General features: G+C 59.6%; 16 protein-coding genes and 4 tRNA genes. 8 read left to right on the forward strand and 12 right to left on the reverse strand.

The genetic code is table 11. From position 1 onward, the window contains the following. Positions 1 to 99 precede the first annotated feature (99 nt). The 6 genes from clpP to AB3G88_RS16610 all read right to left on the reverse strand — a co-directional run bounded on the left by clpP (position 100) and on the right by AB3G88_RS16610 (position 3230). Entirely contained in the window at positions 100 to 735 is a 636-nt protein-coding gene (clpP, locus tag AB3G88_RS16585) for an ATP-dependent Clp endopeptidase proteolytic subunit ClpP (RefSeq protein ID WP_083357884.1), read from the reverse strand. Positions 736 to 826: 91 nt separating this feature from the next. Further along, positions 827 to 2137 (reverse strand): trigger factor, encoded by a 1311-nt coding sequence (gene tig, locus AB3G88_RS16590; RefSeq protein WP_099586642.1) that lies wholly within the window; start codon positions 2135 to 2137, stop codon positions 827 to 829. A gap of 613 nt (positions 2138 to 2750) precedes the next feature. Next, positions 2751 to 2826 (reverse strand) — tRNA-His (locus AB3G88_RS16595). Positions 2827 to 2903: 77 nt separating this feature from the next. Further along, positions 2904 to 2988 (reverse strand) — tRNA-Leu (locus AB3G88_RS16600). 57 nt (positions 2989 to 3045) lie between these two features. Then, positions 3046 to 3121: transfer RNA gene (locus AB3G88_RS16605), tRNA-His, on the reverse strand. Positions 3122 to 3153: 32 nt separating this feature from the next. After that, positions 3154 to 3230: transfer RNA gene (locus tag AB3G88_RS16610), tRNA-Arg, on the reverse strand. A 275-nt stretch (positions 3231 to 3505) separates the two neighbouring features. On the opposite strand from AB3G88_RS16610, the gene folD reads away from it, so the two are divergent. Continuing rightward, on the forward strand, positions 3506 to 4360 hold the full coding sequence (gene folD, locus AB3G88_RS16615; RefSeq protein ID WP_095184382.1) for a bifunctional methylenetetrahydrofolate dehydrogenase/methenyltetrahydrofolate cyclohydrolase FolD: 855 nt from the start codon (positions 3506 to 3508) through the stop codon (positions 4358 to 4360). Positions 4361 to 4565: 205 nt separating this feature from the next. Then, positions 4566 to 5489, forward strand: coding sequence for a D-alanyl-D-alanine endopeptidase (pbpG, locus tag AB3G88_RS16620; protein ID WP_480450754.1), 924 nt, complete (start codon positions 4566 to 4568; stop codon positions 5487 to 5489). Positions 5490 to 5528: 39 nt separating this feature from the next. Here the strand turns inward: pbpG and AB3G88_RS16625 are convergent, their stop codons facing one another. Next, positions 5529 to 6143, reverse strand: a complete 615-nt coding sequence (locus AB3G88_RS16625) for a C39 family peptidase (RefSeq protein WP_480450756.1) — start codon at positions 6141 to 6143, stop codon at positions 5529 to 5531. A 259-nt stretch (positions 6144 to 6402) separates the two neighbouring features. On the opposite strand from AB3G88_RS16625, the gene AB3G88_RS16630 reads away from it, so the two are divergent. Further along, the gene (locus AB3G88_RS16630; RefSeq protein WP_178075418.1) at positions 6403 to 6555 is read left to right on the forward strand and encodes a hypothetical protein; all 153 of its coding nucleotides are present in this window, start codon (positions 6403 to 6405) and stop codon (positions 6553 to 6555) included. On the opposite strand, the gene AB3G88_RS16635 is transcribed toward AB3G88_RS16630, so the two are convergent. Beyond that, positions 6552 to 6962 carry a PA0061/PA0062 family lipoprotein gene (locus AB3G88_RS16635; RefSeq protein ID WP_099586639.1) on the reverse strand — a complete coding sequence of 137 codons (411 nt, stop codon included), beginning with the start codon at positions 6960 to 6962 and terminating at the stop codon, positions 6552 to 6554. The two genes, AB3G88_RS16630 and AB3G88_RS16635, sit on opposite strands and share 4 nt — an antisense overlap. Before the next feature lie 195 nt (positions 6963 to 7157). On the opposite strand from AB3G88_RS16635, the gene AB3G88_RS16640 reads away from it, so the two are divergent. From AB3G88_RS16640 to AB3G88_RS16655, 4 genes are all read left to right on the forward strand, one after another. Then, on the forward strand, positions 7158 to 10379 hold the full coding sequence (locus AB3G88_RS16640; RefSeq protein WP_480450759.1) for an efflux RND transporter permease subunit: 3222 nt from the start codon (positions 7158 to 7160) through the stop codon (positions 10377 to 10379). Continuing rightward, positions 10369 to 11538, forward strand: a complete 1170-nt coding sequence (locus AB3G88_RS16645; RefSeq protein ID WP_480450761.1) for an efflux RND transporter periplasmic adaptor subunit — start codon at positions 10369 to 10371, stop codon at positions 11536 to 11538. Before AB3G88_RS16640 ends, AB3G88_RS16645 begins: the two co-directional genes overlap by 11 nt. Continuing rightward, on the forward strand, positions 11522 to 12934 hold the full coding sequence (locus tag AB3G88_RS16650; protein WP_480450763.1) for an efflux transporter outer membrane subunit: 1413 nt from the start codon (positions 11522 to 11524) through the stop codon (positions 12932 to 12934). The genes AB3G88_RS16645 and AB3G88_RS16650 overlap by 17 nt, the downstream gene beginning before the upstream one ends. Positions 12935 to 13160: 226 nt before the next feature. Further along, positions 13161 to 13619: an REP-associated tyrosine transposase gene (locus AB3G88_RS16655; RefSeq protein ID WP_250924796.1), complete on the forward strand. Its 459-nt coding sequence runs from the start codon at positions 13161 to 13163 to the stop codon at positions 13617 to 13619. A gap of 64 nt (positions 13620 to 13683) precedes the next feature. On the opposite strand, the gene AB3G88_RS16660 is transcribed toward AB3G88_RS16655, so the two are convergent. From AB3G88_RS16660 to AB3G88_RS16675, 4 genes are all read right to left on the reverse strand, one after another. Further along, positions 13684 to 14130 carry a hypothetical protein gene (locus tag AB3G88_RS16660; RefSeq protein ID WP_099586634.1) on the reverse strand — a complete coding sequence of 149 codons (447 nt, stop codon included), beginning with the start codon at positions 14128 to 14130 and terminating at the stop codon, positions 13684 to 13686. Further along, positions 14108 to 14491 (reverse strand): polymorphic toxin type 44 domain-containing protein, encoded by a 384-nt coding sequence (locus AB3G88_RS16665; protein ID WP_244653864.1) that lies wholly within the window; start codon positions 14489 to 14491, stop codon positions 14108 to 14110. The genes AB3G88_RS16660 and AB3G88_RS16665 overlap by 23 nt, the downstream gene beginning before the upstream one ends. 196 nt (positions 14492 to 14687) lie before the next feature. After that, a complete protein-coding gene (locus tag AB3G88_RS16670) occupies positions 14688 to 15971 on the reverse strand; it encodes a Zn-dependent hydrolase (protein ID WP_480450766.1) in 1284 nt (427 codons plus the stop codon). A 25-nt stretch (positions 15972 to 15996) separates the two neighbouring features. Beyond that, positions 15997 to 17478 carry an NCS1 family nucleobase:cation symporter-1 gene (locus AB3G88_RS16675; protein WP_158876821.1) on the reverse strand — a complete coding sequence of 494 codons (1482 nt, stop codon included), beginning with the start codon at positions 17476 to 17478 and terminating at the stop codon, positions 15997 to 15999. A 590-nt stretch (positions 17479 to 18068) separates the two neighbouring features. On the opposite strand from AB3G88_RS16675, the gene hydA reads away from it, so the two are divergent. After that, positions 18069 to 19508, forward strand: coding sequence for a dihydropyrimidinase (hydA, locus tag AB3G88_RS16680; protein WP_480450768.1), 1440 nt, complete (start codon positions 18069 to 18071; stop codon positions 19506 to 19508). Positions 19509 to 19628 lie beyond the last annotated feature (120 nt).

Raw genomic sequence — 19628 nt, forward strand, 5'->3', positions numbered from 1 at the left:
ATCCGATAGGCTTGCAACACAAGATGAAGGCTTATGCGGGCTTTTTCAAGCCCGCCGATGATCGGACACGCCGACCAGCCCTATTTTGAGCGGCTTATATTAAGCGGGGCGCTTTTCGATCACTGCGTCGATCAACCCGTATGCACGTGCGGCTTCGGCGCTCATGAAGTTGTCGCGGTTGGTGTCGCGCTCGATTTCTTCGAGGGTATGCCCGCTGTGCTTGGCCATCAGCGTGTTGAGACGCTCGCGGATGAAGAGGATTTCCTTGGCATGGATTTCGATGTCCGACGCCTGGCCCTGGAAGCCGCCCAGTGGCTGGTGAATCATCACACGCGAGTTCGGCAGGCAGTAACGCTTGCCCTCGGCACCCGCCGTCAGCAGGAACGCACCCATGCTGCAGGCCTGGCCAATGCAGGTCGTCGAGACATTCGGCTTGATGAACTGCATGGTGTCGTAGATCGACATGCCTGCTGTTACCGAACCGCCCGGCGAGTTGATGTAGAGATGGATGTCCTTGTCCGGGTTTTCCGCTTCAAGGAACAGCAGCTGCGCACAGATCAGGTTGGCCATGTAGTCCTCTACCGGGCCCACCAGAAAGATCACTCGCTCCTTGAGCAGGCGCGAGTAGATGTCGTAGGCGCGTTCGCCACGAGCGGACTGCTCGACAACCATCGGGACCAGGCCGCCTGCGGCCTGGATATCAGAGTTCTGCTGAATATAGGAATTACGGAACATGCTCTGCAGTTACTCCCAAATAGTCATGTCTTGAAAACGCATAAGCCAGCGCGAGGCTGGCTTATGGTTGAATTTCCAACGAGTTGGACAATCAGTCGGCTTGTGCTGCTTCCGCCGGCTTGACTGCTTCTTCGTAAGAGACCGCTTTATCGGTCACCTTAGCCTTCTGCAGAACAGTATCCACAACTTGTTCTTCCAGCACAACCGAACGTACTTCGTTCAGTTGCTGGTCGTTCTTGTAGTACCAAGCCACAACCTGCTCAGGCTCCTGGTAGGCCGAAGCCATTTCCTGGATCATTTCGCGAACGCGGTCTTCGTCAGGCTTGAGGTCGAACTGCTTGACCACTTCGGCCACGACCAGACCCAGCACAACGCGACGCTTGGCTTGTTCTTCGAACAGCTCGGCCGGCAGTTGGTCAGGCTTGATGTTGCCACCAAACTGCTGAACCGCTTGAACGCGCAGGCGATCCACTTCGTTGGACAGCAGAGCCTTAGGCACTTCGATCGGGTTGGCGGCCAGCAGACCGTCCATGACCTGGTTCTTGACCTTGGACTTGATCGCCTGACGCAGCTCGCGCTCCATGTTCTTGCGAACTTCGGTGCGGAAACCTTCGAGAGTGGCTTCCTTGATACCGAACTGAGCAAAGAACTCTTCGTTCAGCTCGGGCAGCTTAGGCTCGGAAACGCTGTTGACAGTCACGGTGAACTCGACAGCTTTGCCAGCCAGGTCCAGGTTCTGGTAGTCAGCAGGGAAAGCCAGGCTCAGAACACGCTCTTCGCCGGCTTTGGCGCCAACCAGGCCGTCCTCGAAACCAGGAATCATGCGGTTGGAACCCAGCACCAGCTGAGTGCCCTTGGCGGAGCCGCCAGCGAATACTTCGCCGTCAACCTTGCCAACAAAATCGATGTTCAGTTGGTCTTCGTTCTGGGCGGCACGATCGGCCACTTCGAAACGGGTGTTCTGCTTGCGCAGGATTTCCAGCATGTTGTCCAGGTCGGAATCAGCAACTTCGGCGCTCAGGCGCTCGATTTCGATACCGTCAAAACCGGCCACTTCGAACTCTGGGAACACTTCGAATACGGCAACGTATTCCAGGTCCTTGCCAGCTTCCAGGGACTTAGGCTCGATCGAAGGTGAACCAGCCGGGTTCAGCTTGTGCTCAACAACGGCTTCGTAGAAGGAAGCCTGGATCACGTCACCTACCGCTTCCTGACGCGCATCGGCACCAAAACGGCGCTTGATTTCGCTCATTGGCACTTTGCCCGGACGGAAACCAGCGATTTTGGCCTTTTGGGCAGTCTGCTGCAGACGCTTGTTGACCGCAGTTTCGATACGCTCTGCCGGCACGGTGATGCTCAGGCGGCGCTCAATAGCAGTAGTATTTTCAACAGAAACTTGCATGAATATTCCTCGTTGCACAGACGTTAGCCGGCCGTTTCCGACCCCAGAATCAAGGGCATGCATTCTAGAGGGTCAAACTCAAGAAGTCACCCTACTGGAAACGGGTAAAAAAACAGCAGGCCATTTGTAGGTTCAAGTGCACGCATGCACCTGCGCCCATTAGCAAATACAGCTCATCAAGCCAGGGCTCTGCGCCAGCCCTTCTATATATAGAATATAGAAGGGTGCGCAAACAAACCCTGACCGCCGACCTTGCAAGCAAGACCGACAGGCCGGCCGCAGCATCGCGAAACACAAATACGACGAAGCGCCCTGCCCTGGAAACTCGAAACGCTCAAACAAAAACGGCACAGCCCTTTTTCAGGTACTGCGCCGTTATCGCTATTTAATAGCGGTGCTGACCTCTATATAGCCGAGCATCAGTTCTACACGTTCAAAACCGGCAACGATTCTAACGCCAAGGCATTGAGAATGCTTGTTTTTTTCTTGACACCCGGAATCCGCGAATCCTCACGCGACTCGATGCCCGCAAATGCCCGCAGAAACGAGCCCCTGCTTTTTCGGATGCAAAAAAAAAAAACGCCAGATGATTAATCTGGCGCTTTTTCAAATATGGGGTGGACGAAGGGGATCGAACCCTCGACAACGGGAGTCACAATCCCGTGCTCTACCAACTGAGCTACGCCCACCATATTGCATTAACAAAGAACTCGAACATCTTCTTTGTTGAACCCTACCTCGCCTGACGGCCTGGCAAAGCTTTAATTGGTGCGGATGAAGAGACTCGAACTCTTACGCCTCGCGGCGCTGGAACCTAAATCCAGTGTGTCTACCAATTCCACCACATCCGCGCTTGAAGCTCTTAAAGCAAAGGCGCCAGACGATTAATCTGGCGCCTTTTCAAAATATGGGGTGGACGAAGGGGATCGAACCCTCGACAACGGGAGTCACAATCCCGTGCTCTACCAACTGAGCTACGCCCACCATATAACGCTACTTGTGCCAAAGCTGCCTAATGGCGCACCCGGCAGGACTCGAACCTGCGACCATCCGCTTAGAAGGCGGATGCTCTATCCAGCTGAGCTACGGGCGCCTTATTAATCTGTACTCTTGGAGGATTACAAACTAAGTGCTTCCAGCCTCGCAGTACAACAATTCTGCTCGACCTTCTTAACCAGTGCTAGGCTGTGCCCGACAAGTGCGACGAATAGTATAGAGGGCCTGGAAACCCGTCAAATCTTTTTTGAAAAAAATTCATTTTATTTAAGGGGTTAGGCCAATTTGCAGACCAAGCGCCTTTGCCCTCGCGCCGTGGCGTGCGAGAATGCGCGCACTTTTCCTCCCCCTCTCGATGGTTAATCACGCGTAATGACTGCACAACTTATCGACGGCAAATCAATCGCCGCCAGCCTGCGCCAGCAGATCGCCAAACGAGTCACCGAGCGCAGCCAGCAAGGCCTGCGCACACCGGGCCTCGCGGTGATCCTGGTCGGCAGCGATCCTGCCTCTCAGGTTTATGTCTCGCACAAGCGTAAAGACTGCGAAGAGGTCGGCTTTATATCCAAGGCCTACGACCTGCCTGCCGCCACCACCCAAGAGGCGCTCACCGACCTGATCGATGGCCTCAACGACAACCCGGCGATCGACGGCATCCTCCTGCAACTGCCACTGCCCGAGCACCTGGACGCGTCCAAGTTGCTGGAGCGCATCCGCCCGGACAAAGACGTCGACGGTTTCCACCCTTATAACGTCGGCCGCCTGGCCCAGCGCATCCCGCTGCTGCGCCCGTGCACACCAAAAGGCATCATGACCCTGCTGGAAAGCACCGGTGTCGACCTCTATGGCCTGGACGCCGTGGTCGTGGGCGCCTCCAACATCGTCGGCCGCCCAATGGCCATGGAATTGCTGCTGGCCGGCTGCACCGTGACCGTGACCCACCGCTTCACCAAGGATCTGGCCGGCCACGTCGGTCGCGCTGACCTGGTCGTCGTGGCCGCCGGCAAGCCGGGCCTGGTCAAGGGTGAGTGGATCAAGGAAGGCGCGATTGTTATCGACGTGGGCATCAACCGCCAGGAAGACGGCAAGCTGGTAGGCGACGTGGTGTATGAAACTGCCCTGCCCCGCGCCGGCTGGATCACCCCGGTGCCCGGCGGCGTTGGCCCGATGACCCGTGCCTGCCTGCTGGAAAATACCCTGTACGCCGCAGAAACCCTGCACGGTTAATAACCAGGCGTACTGAAAAAGCCCTGCCTTATCGCAGGGCTTTTTATTGCCCGAAAAAAACCTGTTTTTCTTAGTTTTTAAGCACTTTCGTCTGGTTTTAGAAGAACATTCGACAGTCCATCGTCCATACTCCTAAAATGTAACGGCATTTATCAAAAAAACCGTTACTCAACGGTATTTCCTACTTTTTAGCGAGTTCATCCGCGTGAAAATTCGTCTTTCTATCGTCAGCCTATTTTTCGCTTTCACAGGCACCTTTGCGCACGCCGCCGAATCCACCCAGGCACCGCGCGATCCGTCCAAACTGCAGATCGCGTCCGGCAGCGCCATGCTGGTCGACCTGCAAACCAATAAAGTCATCTATGCCAGCAACCCCGATGTAGTGGTGCCGATTGCGTCGGTAAGCAAGTTGATGACCGGCCTGATCGTGCTTGAAGCCAAGCAGAACATGGACGAGTACATCGACATCAACATCAAGGACACGCCAGAAATGAAAGGCGTGTTCTCCCGCGTGAAAATCGGCAGCGAAATGCCCCGCAAGGAAATGCTGCTGATCGCCCTGATGTCCTCGGAAAACCGCGCCGCCGCCAGCCTGGCCCACCATTATCCGGGCGGCTACCCGGCGTTTATCGCGGCGATGAACGCCAAGGCCAAGGCGCTGGGCATGACCAGTACTCACTATGTTGAGCCCACCGGCCTGTCGATCCACAACGTGTCCACCGCCCGCGACCTCAGCAAGCTGCTGGCTGCCGCACGCCACTACCCGCTGCTCAGCCAGTTGAGCACCACCAAGGAAAAGACCGTTGCGTTCCGCAAGCCCAACTACATCTTGGGTTTCTCCAACACTGACCACCTGATCAACCGCGCCAACTGGGACATCAAGCTGACCAAGACCGGCTTCACCAACCAGGCTGGCCATTGCCTGGTGCTGGTGACCACCATGGGCAATCGCCCGGTGTCGCTGGTGATCCTGGATGCGTTCGGCAAATTCACCCACTTCGCCGATGCCAGCCGTATTCGCAGCTGGGTCGAGACCGGCAAAGGCGGCTCGGTGCCGGACGTGGCGTTGCGCTACAAGGCCGACAAGAATCTGAAGAATCGCCCGAACGCCGCAGAAGTGCGTCGATAACCCGCGCATAAAAAAACGGCGCATCGAGCGCCGTTTTTTTTACTTTCTTTCTGACAACACTTTAAGCGCCTGCGCCGCCGCCCGTTCCTGCCCGGCCTGGGCCGTGGCATTCGCCGCGTCGCGCCAGCGCTGGGTATCCACATTCGCCGGCAACTGGCTCGGACGCTGGGTGAGGATCGCCCAGTGCCCCGCGCTTGCCCACTTCGATTCAAAGTCGCTGAAGCTCATCAACAAGCGCCGGTCCATGCCCGAGCGCAGCAGCACCGTGCTTTTCTGCTGATTGAAGCCCACCACGACCACATAGTGCGCATCCGACCACAGCCCGCCGCCGACGCGCGCCATCACCGGATAACCCGCCGCCACCTGCGCCAGTACGGCCGTCAGCCTGGCATCCAGCGGATACACCATCAGCCCGTACTCACGGGCCAGCACCTGCATGTTGCGCTCCAGGTCCGCTTCGCCGCCCGGTAACCGCAGTGGTTTATCCAGCAAGCCCGGTGTCATGACAATGCCTTGTTGCGACAGCATGCTGGCTAATGCCGTAGGTCCGCTCTGATAAGCCTCGCTGCGAAAGGTCGGCACACCATTGAGTTCGACGCGCTCCGGCAAGCCCGGCAGTTTCGACGGATGCCCGGAACAGGCCGTAAGGCCCATGGCGCAGGCCAGCAACAGGGATGATTTAACGTTCGACCGTAACCGCAATTTTGTACTCTCTTGATCAACTGCCGGTAAGGGTCCTGATCATAGGGCGCCACGCCACGCGGGTATAGCCCAAAACCGGGGTCTGGCGCCTGGGATAGAGCAAACAAGTTGGACGAACACGACCATTGGTCAATAGCAGGCAACCGCCGGGTAGCTAGACTGTCCATTGAGAAGACTGTGTGTGCCCCCTGCGGGGTAAAAGGAGGCCTGAATGAGCCTTGCAACAACGATTGTGATGTTGATCTGCGGTTGGCTGGCGGTAGCCGGCGCCATGTTGTGGGGGGTGTTACGCATTACCCGTCGGCACCATCATCCCCACGTCAAACCGGCCAAGCCGCTGAAGGCTGCGATACACCACGCCTAGCCAGGCATGCAATTGAAGTCCTGAGTCGCCGCGACTTCCTTGCCGTGACCATCCTTCAAGGATGCGCGCACGGTCGTGCCCAGGCTCGACTCTACCAGCGTGTAGTGTTCACCCGCCTTGAAGCCCTGGTACTCGACCCGGCCCTGGCAGTCCCGCTGGTTGTCGTCGCCCGGCTCCTCTTCGTAAAGTGTCACGTCCAGACGATGATCCCCCGGCGTCACTTCGAAATAGCGCCCGTCATCCACGCGCTTGCCGTCCACGCGCTCGGCCAGCAAATCATTCGGCGCCTCCTCCCTCAGACCAATCCAGGCCTCGCTCGGGTCCGCCTTGGGGATCGGGCCGGCGCACGCCGACAACAGCAATACGGCACCTAGAGCAGGGATCAACAACAGTGGTTTAAGTGACATGGCAGGGCTCCAAAAAAGACGATGTGTCCGATGGGTGACAAGCTTGGCCAGCAGCCCTGTGTAGAACAAATGAATCCATATGAAACGATCTTCAGCCCGTACCTAAATGTTCCTTCACCTGGCTGAAAGGTGCGTGTTAGGTGGGTCGGGCAAGACTGCCGGGGTTTGCAATCCTGCTCCCTCGGAGGTTCACGCATGCTCGGGCTGGTAAAGACCGCACTGCACAAGCCCTACACGTTTATCGTGTTGGCCATATTCATCTGCATCATCGGGCCGATGGCGGCCCTGCGTACCCCCACGGACGTGTTCCCCGATATCGGTATCCCTGTGGTCGCCGTGGTCTGGCAGTACAACGGCCTGTCGCCGGACGCCATGGCCGGCCGGGTGATCTACACCTACGAACGCTCCCTGAGCACCACCGTCAACGACATCGAACATATCGAATCGCAATCCCTGCCAGGCATGGGCATCGTGAAAATATTCTTCCAACCCGGCGTCGATATTCGCACCGCCAATGCCCAAGTGACCGCCGTGTCACAAACCGTACTCAAGCAGATGCCGCCGGGTATCACGCCGCCGCTGATCCTCAACTACAGCGCATCCACGGTGCCGATCCTGCAAATGGCCTTTTCCAGCCCGAGCCTGTCGGAAGCCAGGATCCGCGACCTGGTGCAGAACAACATTCGCCTGCCGTTAAGCGCCCTGCCCGGCCTGGCGATGCCCACGCCGATGGGTGGCAAGCAGCGGCAGATTACCCTGGACCTTGACCCGCAGGCGCTGGCGGCCAAAGGCCTGTCGGCGCAGGACGTGGGCGATGCCCTGGCCCTGCAGAACCAGATCATCCCGGTGGGCACCGCCAAGCTCGGCCCCAACGAATACACGATCCTGCTCAACAACAGCCCCAAGGCCATCGATGAACTCAACGACCTGCCGATCAAGACCGTCGACGGCGCGTTGATCACCATCGGCCAGGTCGCCCACGTGCGCGACGGTTCGCCCCCGCAGACCAACATCGTGCGTGTCGACGGCCATCGCGCCGTGCTGATGCCGGCGCTGAAGAACGGCAGCATCTCCACCCTGTCGATCATCGACGGTATCCGTGGAATGCTGCCGCGCATCAATGAGACGCTGCCACCGTCGCTCAAGACGTCCCTGTTGGGCGACGCCTCGGTATTCGTCAAACAATCGGTGGGCAGCGTGGCCCAGGAAGGCATCATCGCCGCACTGCTGACCAGTGCAATGATCCTGCTGTTCCTCGGCAGCTGGCGCTCGACCCTGATCATTGCCGCCTCGATTCCCCTGGCAGTGCTCTCGGCAATCGCGCTGCTGGCTGTCAGCGGGCAAACCCTCAACGTCATGACCCTCGGCGGTCTCGCGCTGGCGGTGGGGATTCTGGTGGATGACGCCACGGTGACCATCGAGAACATCAACTGGCACCTGGAACAAGGCAAGGCGGTGAAGACCGCGATCCTCGACGGCGCCGCGCAAATTGTCGGCCCGGCGTTTGTGTCGCTGCTGTGCATCTGCATCGTGTTCGTGCCGATGTTCATGCTGCAGGGCATCGCCGGTTACCTGTTCCGGCCGATGGCCCTGGCGGTGATTTTTGCCATGGCCAGTTCCTTCGTCCTCTCGCGCACCTTGGTGCCGACGCTGGCGATGTTCCTGCTCAAGCCACACACGCCGGAGCAAGGTGCCGGGCATCATCCGGAAGATGACTTCATCAATCACCATGAGGGCGAGCAGCACACCCAACCACGACATCGCGCGCTGCAAGCAGTGCTGAATTTCCAGCAGGGTTTCGAGCGCCATTTCTCGAATACCCGCGACACTTACCACGGCTTGCTGACGCTCGCACTGGGTCATCGCAAGCGCTTTATCATCGGCTTCCTGGCCTGCGTGCTGGCGTCGTTCCTGCTGCTGCCAAGCTTGGGCCAGGACTTCTTCCCGGCCACCGACGCCGGCGCTCTCGCCCTTCACGTGCGCCTGCCGCTGGGCACGCGCATCGAGGAAAGTGCCGCCGCCTTCGACCGCATAGAAGCGCGGATCCGCGAAGTAATCCCGGCCGCAGAACTGGATACCATCGTCGACAACATCGGCATCCCGCTCAGCGGCATCGACATGGCCTACAGCAGCAGCGGCACCATCGGCCCCCAGGATGGCGACATCCAGGTCAGCCTTAAACAACACCACGCGCCCACCGCCGACTACGTGAAAAAACTGCGTGAAGCGCTGCCGCAAAGCTTCCCCGGCAGCCACTTCGCCTTCCTGCCCGCCGACATCAGCAGCCAGATCCTCAACTTCGGCGCACCCGCCCCGCTGGACGTGAAAATCTCCGGGCGCAACGATGCCGAAAACCGTGCGTATGCCATAGAGCTTGAGCGCCGCCTGCAACATGTGCCGGGCATTGCCGACCTGCGTATCCAGCAATCCACCGGCTACCCGTCGCTGCAAGTGAATGTCGACCGCCTGCGCGCCAACGGCCTGGGCATTACCGAGCGCGACGTGACCAACAGCATGGTCGCGTCGCTGGCCGGCAGCTCGCAAACCGCGCCGACCTTCTGGCTCAACCCGGCCAACGGCGTGTCGTACTCCATCGTCGCCGCCACCCCGCAATATCGCCTCGACAGCCTGCCGTCGCTGGAAGCCTTGCCAGTGACCGGCGCCGACGGCCAATCACAAATCCTTGGCGGCGTGGCTACCATTTCTCGCGTGCAAAGCTCGGCGGTGGTGACCCACTACAACATCGAACCGACCCTGGACCTGTACGCCAACGTGCAAGGCCGCGACCTCGGTGGCGTGGCCCGCGACGTGCAAAAGGTGCTGGATGACACCGCGGCCCTGCGCCCCAAGGGCGCGTCGATCAGCCTGCATGGGCAAATCGACGCGCTGCATGAAGCCTTCAGCGGCCTGAGCTTCGGCCTGCTCGGTGCGGTGGTGCTGATCTATCTGCTGATCGTGGTCAATTTCCAATCCTGGGCCGACCCGTTCGTGATCATCACCGCGTTGCCGGCAGCATTGGCGGGGATTGTGTGGATGCTGTTCCTCAGTGGCACCTCGCTGTCGGTGCCCGCCTTGACCGGCGCGATCCTGTGCATGGGCGTGGCCACCGCCAACTCGATCCTGGTGGTGAGTTTCTGCCGTGAGCGCCTGGCCGAACATGGCGATGCGTTGAAAGCCGCACTGGAGGCCGGCTACACACGCTTTCGCCCGGTGTGCATGACGGCCCTGGCGATGATCATCGGCATGTTGCCCCTGGCGCTGTCCGAGGAGCAAAACGCGCCGCTGGGCCGAGCGGTGATCGGTGGCTTGATCTTCGCCACAGTCGCCACCCTGTTGTTTGTTCCCGTGGTCTTCAGCCTTGTCCACGGGCGTCACCCTACTCGCGAAGTTGCAGGAGAAACCCCACATGTCGCCTGATCACAAACCCTCGCGCAAGCGCCTGATGCTCATGGGTGTCGGCGGCCTGACCCTGGCCGCCCTGTTGGTCGCCAACGGCCTGCATGCCCGCACGCTACACGAGCAATCGGTGACGGCCTGGACCGAGACCGCCGCCATTCCCCAAGTGATGGTATTCCAACCCCAACAGAACGTGGCCGGTGGCACCTTGCGCCTGCCTGCGCACCTGGAGGCGTGGAGCAAAGCGCCGATTCATGCGCGGGTCAGCGGTTACCTCAAGGACTGGAAGGCGGACATCGGCAGCCAAGTCAAAGCCGGACAAATTCTCGGCGAAATCGACAGCCCGGACCTCGATCAACAGCTGGCGCAAACCCACGCACGCCTGGTGCAGGAACAGGCCAACGCACGCCTCGCGGCGACCACCGCGACGCGCTGGCAAAACCTGCTGGCGAGCCACTCCGTGTCGCGCCAGGAAGCCGATGAAAAAACCTCCAACGCCGCGGCCGCCAACGCCAACGCCCAAGCCGCTGCTGCCGACTACGCACGCCTGTCGGCGCTGGAAAGCTACAAGACCATTCGCGCGCCGTTCGCCGGCACCATCACTGCGCGCAACACCGATATCGGCCAGTTGATCAAGGCCGACAGCGACAGTGATCCGGAGTTATTCAACATCGCCGATACGCACCAGTTGCGCCTTTACGTCCCCGTGCCGCAAAACTACGCGGCAGTGATCCACCCCGGCCTGGAAGCCCGGCTCACCGTGCCCGAACACCCTGGCGAGCACTTCAAGGCGCGGCTGATTGGCGACTCCACCGCCATCAATCGCCGCTCCGGCACCCTGCTCGCGCAGTTCGTGGTGGACAACCCCGACGACCAGCTGCTGCCCGGTGATTACGCCGAAGCCACGCTGCCGATTCCGGCCGACACCCATGGCGTCAGTATCCCGGCCAGCGCGCTGATCTTCCGCGCCCAAGGCACCCAAGTCGCGCTACTGGATGGACAGAACCATGTGCACCTGCAAACCATCCACATTGGCCTCGACCTGGGCGAACGCCTGGTGATCGACCAGGGCCTGAAACCTGCCGACCGCGTGGTCGACAATCCGCCAGACGCCCTGCGCGAAGGCGACGCCGTGCAATTGGCCGAAGCGGCTGGAGGTACCCATGCGCCCAAGGCTTAAACCGCTGGCGGCACTGGTGCTAGTGGCGTTGCAAGGCTGCTCGATGGCGCCCACCTACAAAGTGCCGTCAATCGACCTGCCCGCAGGGTATCGCGAGCAGACCCGCGATGGCCCATGGCACAGCGCGCAACCGGCCGATCAACGGGTGCCACAAGGGTGGGCGCTCTACCACGACGCGCAACTGGATAACCTGCAACAGCAACTGCTCACGGCCAACCCGGACCTCGCGGCGGCCTTGGCGCACTTCGATGCAGCCCAGGCCTATGCCAGCCAACTGCACGCCGGACTGTTCCCGCAGATCACCGCCAGTGCGCAGCCGCTGCGCCAACGCCAATCGGACTCGCGACCGCTGCGGGGCACGACGCAGCCTTCGGTGTACAACAGCAACAGCGCTGGGTTTGCCCTGAACTACGACCTGGACCTGTGGGGCAAAATCCGCAATCAGGTCGCGGCGGGCGATGCCCAGGTGCAAGCGTCCGGCGATGATCTGGCCGTGGCGCAGCTGAGCCTGCAACATCAACTGGCGACCCTGTATGTGCAGCTCAATGGGCTGGATGCACAGGACCGGATTCTCAACAACTCGCTGGAGGATTACAGCCAAGCGCTGCAACTGACGCGCAGTCGTTACGCAGGCCAGATCGCATCGGAACTGGACCTGACCCGTGCGCAGAACCAACTGGCCGAGGCCAAGGCGCAGCGGGATGAAGTGCAGGGGCAACGTAACCTTACCGAGCACGCCATCGCAGAACTGGTGGGCGTGCCGGCGAGTGATTTTTCACTGCCGCCCAGCCGGCAGTTGATCGCGCTACCGCAGATTCCATCACAACTGCCGAGCCAGTTGTTGCAACGGCGCCCGGATATTGCAGCGGCAGAGCGTCGAGTATTTGCCGCCAACGCCAACATCGGCGTGGCCAAGGCCGCCTGGTACCCGGACTTCAGTTTGACCGGCTTGATTGGCGGGCAGACTCAAGGCGTTGGCAACCTGCTGTCCGCTGGCAATCGCTATTGGGCGTTGGGGCCGCTGATGAACGTGCCGATCTTCGACGGCGGACGCTTGAGCGCCAATGAACGCCAGGCCAAAGCCGAGTTTGAAGAGGCGTCGGCGCAATACCGCAGCCAGGTGTTGAAGGCCATACGCGAGGTGGAAGACAACCTGGCACAACTGCGGGATTTGCAGCAGGAGGCCCAGGATGAGCAAGCGGTAGCGGATGCGGCGCAGCACACCCAGGCGCTGGCAATGAACAGCTATCAGGCCGGCGCGGTGAGTTACCTGGATGTGGTGACGGCGCAGACAGCGGCGTTGCAGGCGCAGAGGACGTTACAGGCGGTGCAGACGCGGCAGTTGCAGGCAAGTGTGGGGCTTTTGACCGCACTCGGCGGCGGTTGGCAAATGTGACGGAGAGCTGGCCCCGACGGCGGTGGGTCAAATACCGCCTTCGGGGGCAAGCCCCCTCCCACACTGTCCTGCGCCAGACACACATTGTATGAACACCGCAGATCCAATGTGGGAGGGGGCTTGCCCCCGATTGCGGCCTTCCAGACACATCCTGCCAAAAGCCTGCCGACCAATCCCTTGTCCTCCAACCTAGCCTCTTGAAACACCCCAAAAGAGAGGCCAAGGAATGCCTGACCTACCCGCTTCACACCGCCTGCGCATCGGTCGCTTCAGCGAACCAGACCGCATCTACCTCATCACCACCAACACCCACGAACGCATCCCGATATTCAACGACTTCCACCTCGGTCGCCTGGTGGTCTGGCAGTTCCGCCTCGCGCAGTACCAAGGGCTGGCGAAGTCCCTTGCATGGGTGATCATGCCGGACCACTTTCATTGGCTCATCGAACTACGCAAAGGCTCGCTGGCGGATCTGATGCGGCAGGTGAAATCCAAAAGCACGCGGTCCGTCAACGGCGCAAGCGGCCGCAAGGGCCGGCTTTGGCAAGGCAGCTTTCACGACCGAGCACTGCGCAAGGAAGATGATTTGGTGAAGATGGCCCGGTATGTGGTAGCCAATCCATTGCGGGCGGGATTGGTAGAGAAGATTGGCGACTATCCATTGTGGGATGCGATCTGGGTATAGGTTCCAGATCGAGTCGCCCTATCGCTAGCAAGCCCTTTCGGACTGACCGCCAAGATTATCAAGTTTATGGCCGACTATTGAGGAAAACGCTGACTGGAGTGAAGTCACGGCCATCGGCATGTCGATACAAGGTACTGCTGTGGTAGTCAGATACCTCCCCCGTGACCGAGACAATAATCTCGCTGCCCTGAGTGACAACCTTGGCCGATGCGTCACGAGTAATTAGAAACGGAGTCGCCTCTTTGAGCGCGGACAACACTTCACGGTCGCTGGCTAAAGTTCGGTAAACGTAGTATCGATAACTGAACGGAACCGTTGCGCCACCACGGTCATCCTTGACGCCGTAGATCGATGCATCAGCGTTCAGAGGCGCTCTGAGCACCACTTCAGTCAGTTGCGGGCGGCCCGCCGAAAGAAGCCAGCTGCCGCCGATGTAAACCAGGCAAAGCAGCAGCAGGATTGTCGTAACAACTGAATACAGCGATCTTTTAGTAGTTCCTGAACCGGGCATACCTGATTCCTTCCTTGATCCAATATTGGTCGATTGGATCGTCACCGAATGGAGCGTCTGCCCACCATTTACCAAACTCAGGCTTGCCCGAGCCTGCCCTATTCTGGGCAAGGCCCGCGGCTCGCAAAAGCACTTCTTCGCTGAAACCGGCAGCTATCCCAACAGCGCCATAATGAAAGTTCCCAAACGCTTCATATTCTCTGGAAATCTGTTTGTAATCCCAAGGGCCACGATTTCGGACTTGAGTATAAAACCAAGAGTACATAAATGCTGACCCAGCCTTCAGCACATTCTTTTTATGAAAGGCCGTGGCCATATTTTCATTGAGCGATACACCGGGTGGCGGCATTGGATTTGGCATTACATGCTTCCTTTGCAGTAAATTTTCCCGGCGGAAACTAACACTGGAAGAGCAAGCTGTAGAGCACACAACGCAGCAACAGAAACTTCGTACAACAGAGTAGGACGCGCCTTGCACGTGATCACCAGAGCCATTTTTTTCCTACAATCTAGGCTTACTTTGTCGCCCCGCACGCTCCCACATTTTTTCCCGCATTTCAGGCCGCTAGCTTGCCGCTGGCGATTGCAGCAGAAGCGGCCACCATCGCACGCAACAACACCGCACACCCCGCCGCCAAATCATCCGGTGCGGCATTCTCGATTTCGTTATGGCTGATACCCCCCTCGCACGGCACAAAAATCATCCCCGCCGGGCCCAGTTCTGCGACGAAGATCGCGTCGTGCCCTGCCCCGCTGACGATGTCCATGTTAGACAAACCCAGCCCGTTCGCCGCATCGCGCACGGCGTCAACGCAGCCTTTGTCGAAATACAGCGGTGGGAAATCTGCGGTGGGCTCCATTTCAAAGCTCAAGCCATGCTTGGCGCAGGTGTCATCAATCACCTTGCGCACCTCGGCAATCATCGAATCCAACCGCGCCGGTTCCAGGTGACGGAAGTCCAGGGTCATGCGCACTTCGCCAGGAATCACGTTGCGCGATCCCGGGTACGCTTGCAGGCAACCCACGGTCCCGCACGCATGGGGCTGATGCCCCAGCGCCGCCGCATTCACCGCCGCCACCACCGCTGCTGCGCCCACCAGCGCATCCTTGCGCAGGTGCATCGGCGTCGGCCCGGCATGCGCCTCAACGCCGCGCAGTTTCAGGTCAAACCATTTTTGCCCGAGGGCGCCAAGGACCACGCCGATGGTTTTCTTCTCATCCTCCAGAATCGGCCCTTGTTCGATATGCGCCTCGAAATACGCACCGACCTTGTGCCCACTTTCGGGCCGGGTGCCCGCATAGCCAATCGCATTCAGCGCATCACCCACGCTGACGCCCTGTGCATCGACCTTGGCCAGGGTTTCGGCGAGGGTAAATTTCTCGGCAAACACGCCGGAGCCCATCATGCACGGCGGGAAGCGCGAGCCTTCCTCGTTGGTCCACACCACCACTTCCAGCGGTGCTTCGGTTTCCACTTTCAGGTCATTGAGGGTGCGCAGCACTTCCACGCCGGCCAACACGCCAAAGCAACCGTCGAATTTGCCGCCCGTGGGCTGGGTGTCGATATGGCTGCCGGTCATCACCGGCGGCAGGTCGGGATTACGGCCAGGGCGGCGCGCGAAGATATTGCCGATGCCGTCGACGGTCACCGTGCAACCGGCGCCTTCGCACCATTGCACAAACAGATCGCGGGCCTTGCGGTCGAGGTCGGTAAGGGCCAGGCGACACACGCCGCCCTTGGGGGTGGCGCCGAGCTTGGCCAGGTCCATCAGCGACTGCCACAAGCGGTCGCGGTTGATATGCAGGTGGGTCGATTGCAGAACGTCGAGGGCAGCGTTCATGGGGATCTCCTCAGGCTTGTGTTTCTTATGAATTGACAACGACCGGGTTGGCTCCACGCCGGGCATTGAGGCCGTAATACAACACCCCGCCCAACGCCGAACCGGTAAACCAGCCATAGCTGTAGAACCAGCTGAACGCGTCACTGCCCAACGACAGCAAGGTCAGCACCACCGGCACGCCAAAGGCGACAAAGCCGCTCCAGTTCCATGCCGGGTACACGTCGTCGCGGTACAGCCCCGCCAGGTCAAGCTGCTGTTTGCGGGTGATGAAGTAGTCCACCACCATGATCCCGGCGATGGGGCCAAGCAGGCTGGAATAGCCCAGCAACCAGTTGGAATAGACCGTTTCCAGGCTCACATCGGAGACGATCAGCCCAAGCTTTTTCAGGAGTTCATGGGCCATCAGCAGCAGCCCCACGAACCCGGTGAGGATCACCGCCGTGGTGCGGTTGATCAGCTTGGGCGCGATGTTCTGGAAGTCATTGGTCGGCGAGACGATGTTCGCCGCCGTGTTGGTGGACAAGGTCGCGATGATGATCAGCGCCATGGCGATAGCGACCCAGACCGGGCTCTGGATATGCCCGATCAGGGTCACCGGGTCGGACACGCTGACGCCCACCAGTTTCACCGACGCGGCGGTCATGATCACGCCGAGGGCGGCGAACAGGAACATGGTCAGCGGCAGGCCGAAAATCTGCCCGAGGATCTGGTCCTTCTGGCTTTTGGCGTAGCGGCTGAAATCGGGAATGTTCAGCGACAAGGTGGCCCAGAAGCCGACCATCGCGGTAAGGCCCGCCATGAAATAACCGGTGAGGCTCGCCCCTTCCGGGCGCTTGGGCGGGATCGCCATCAGTTCGCTGATCGACACATTCGGCATCGCCCATACCAGCAGGCCAACCCCCACCGCCACCAGCAGCGGTGCGGACAAGGTCTCCAGGCGCTTGATGGACTCGGCGCCGCGCAACACCACCCACAAGTTCAGGCACCAGAAGATCATGAAGCCAATCACTTCACCGGTACCGCCGAGGGACTTCCACCCCTCGAAAATCGAGCCCAGGAACAGGTGAATCGCCAGCCCGCCAAACATCGTCTGGATACCAAACCAACCACAGGCCACCAGCGCTCGAATCAAGCACGGCACGTTGGAGCCGAGGATGCCAAAGGACGAGCGCAACAATACCGGGAACGGAATGCCGTACTTGGTGCCGGGGAAGGCGTTAAGGGTCAGCGGGATCAGCACCACGATATTGGCCAGCAGAATCGCGACCAGCGCCTCGCCCACTGATAATCCAAAGTAAGCAGTCAGCACGCCGCCCAATGTATACGTGGGCACGCAGATCGACATGCCGACCCACAGCGCGGTGATGTGCCACTTGTTCCAAGTGCGTTCGTGCACCTTGGTGGGTGCCATGTCGTGGTTGTAGCGAGGGCTGTCGAGGACGTCGGGGCCGGCGTCGAGTTCGTACAGGCCGTTGCGCTCAATAACTTGCGATCTGTTCTGTTGCATGGCCGCTCCACGGTTTTTTCGAATTATTGTTGCTCACCTGCAGGGTTGATGCAGGTGGCCGGAGTACCTCGTAAACAACATGACATCACGGGCCCGGCCAGCCGTTCCTGCACTCAATAACCGTGCCGAAAACCGCCGCCATACCCTTACCGCTTATATAACTGACTGATGCTAATCAGCTTTCCGATTGAACCTAGGGTAATTGCCACGTGACTCAGGCTGGATAACGTGGAAGTTGCCCGAACTGTCAGGACTCAATCTGGTGCAACACAATTATTTTTATTTCCCTGGCCCGTCAAGGGGCATATCTCAAGCGTCTGATTTGCAATAAGAAATGTTGCTCATATTGAGAACCTGTCAAGTGCGTCAAAATGGTGAGAGCCCGCGACATTTTGGTGATATTGATTTTTTATCCTTATAAATCAATTACATATAAAATGAATAAGCTTATAAAAAATATTCTTGCCCTATCGAAAAACTCGGGCTAGTTTCTATTCCTGTCACCGATGACAAGAATTAACCACCGCTCGGCGACAGCATTACAACACTTAGAACTGGCACAAGCCGGTCAAGCCTTTGAGGAACTCGACATGTCGCTGTTGATCCGTGGCGCCACCGTTATTACCCATGATGAAAGTTACCGCGCCGACGTGTTGTGCGCAGGCGGTCTGATTCGCGCCGTTGGCACGGATCTGGAGATTCCCGCCGGCACCGAGATACTTGATGGCAGCGGCCAATACTTGGTGCCCGGCGGCATCGACCCCCATACCCACATGCAATTGCCCTTCATGGGCACCGTGGCCAGTGAAGACTTCTTCAGTGGCACGGCAGCGGGTCTGGCCGGCGGCACCACGTCCATCATTGATTTTGTGATTCCCAACCCGCAGCAGTCCTTGATGGAAGCGTTTCACCAGTGGCGCGGCTGGGCCGAAAAATCGGCGTCCGACTACGGTTTTCACGTGGCGATCACCTGGTGGAGCGAACAGGTGCGTGAGGAAATGGCCGAGCTGGTCAGCCATCACGGCATCAACAGCTTCAAGCATTTCATGGCGTACAAGAACGCGATCATGGCGGCCGACGATACCTTGGTCGCCAGCTTCGAACGCTGCCTTGAGCTAGGCGCAGTGCCCACCGTGCATGCGGAAAACGGCGAGTTGGTGTATCACCTGCAACGCAAGTTGATGGCCCAGGGCATCACCGGGCCGGAAGCGCACCCACTGTCGCGCCCCTCCCAGGTGGAAGGCGAAGCGGCCAGCCGCGCGATCCGCATCGCCGAGACCATTGGCACGCCACTGTATCTGGTGCACGTCTCCACCCAGGAAGCGCTGGATGAAATCACCTATGCCCGTGGCAAAGGCCAGGCGGTGTACGGCGAAGTGCTGGCCGGCCACCTGTTGCTGGACGACAGTGTCTACCAGCACCCCGACTGGCAAACCGCCGCCGGCTATGTGATGAGCCCGCCGTTCCGCCCACGCGGGCATCAGGAAGCGCTGTGGCATGGCCTGCAATCCGGCAACCTGCACACCACCGCCACCGACCACTGCTGCTTCTGCGCCGAGCAGAAAGCTGCGGGCCGAGACGATTTCAGCAAGATTCCCAATGGCACCGCCGGTATCGAAGACCGCATGGCGCTGCTATGGCACGAAGGCGTCAATACCGGGCGCCTGTCGATGCAGGAATTCGTTGCGCTGACCTCCACCAACACCGCGAAGATCTTCAACCTGTACCCGCGCAAAGGCGCCATCCGTGTGGGTGCCGATGCCGATCTGGTGCTGTGGGATCCCGAGGGTACGCGGACCATTTCCGCCAAGACCCACCACCAGAACGTCGACTTCAACATCTTCGAAGGCAAGACCGTGCGCGGCGTGCCGAGCCATACCATCAGCCAGGGCAAACTGGTCTGGGCCGATGGCGACCTGCGCGCCGAGCGCGGTGCCGGGCGCTATGTGGAACGGCCGGCGTATCCGTCGGTGTTCGAGCAGTTGAGCAAGCGGGCTGAGCATGCCAGGCCGGTTGCTGTGAAGCGCTGAGACCGCTATCGGGGGCAAGTCGAGTCGTCGCACCGCCCCTCCCACATTCGACCGCGTTTATCCTGTTGGAATGAGGTCATTGTGGGAGGGGGCTTGCCCCCGATGAGGCCATTACAGGCA

The organism is Pseudomonas arvensis (assembly GCF_056688935.1).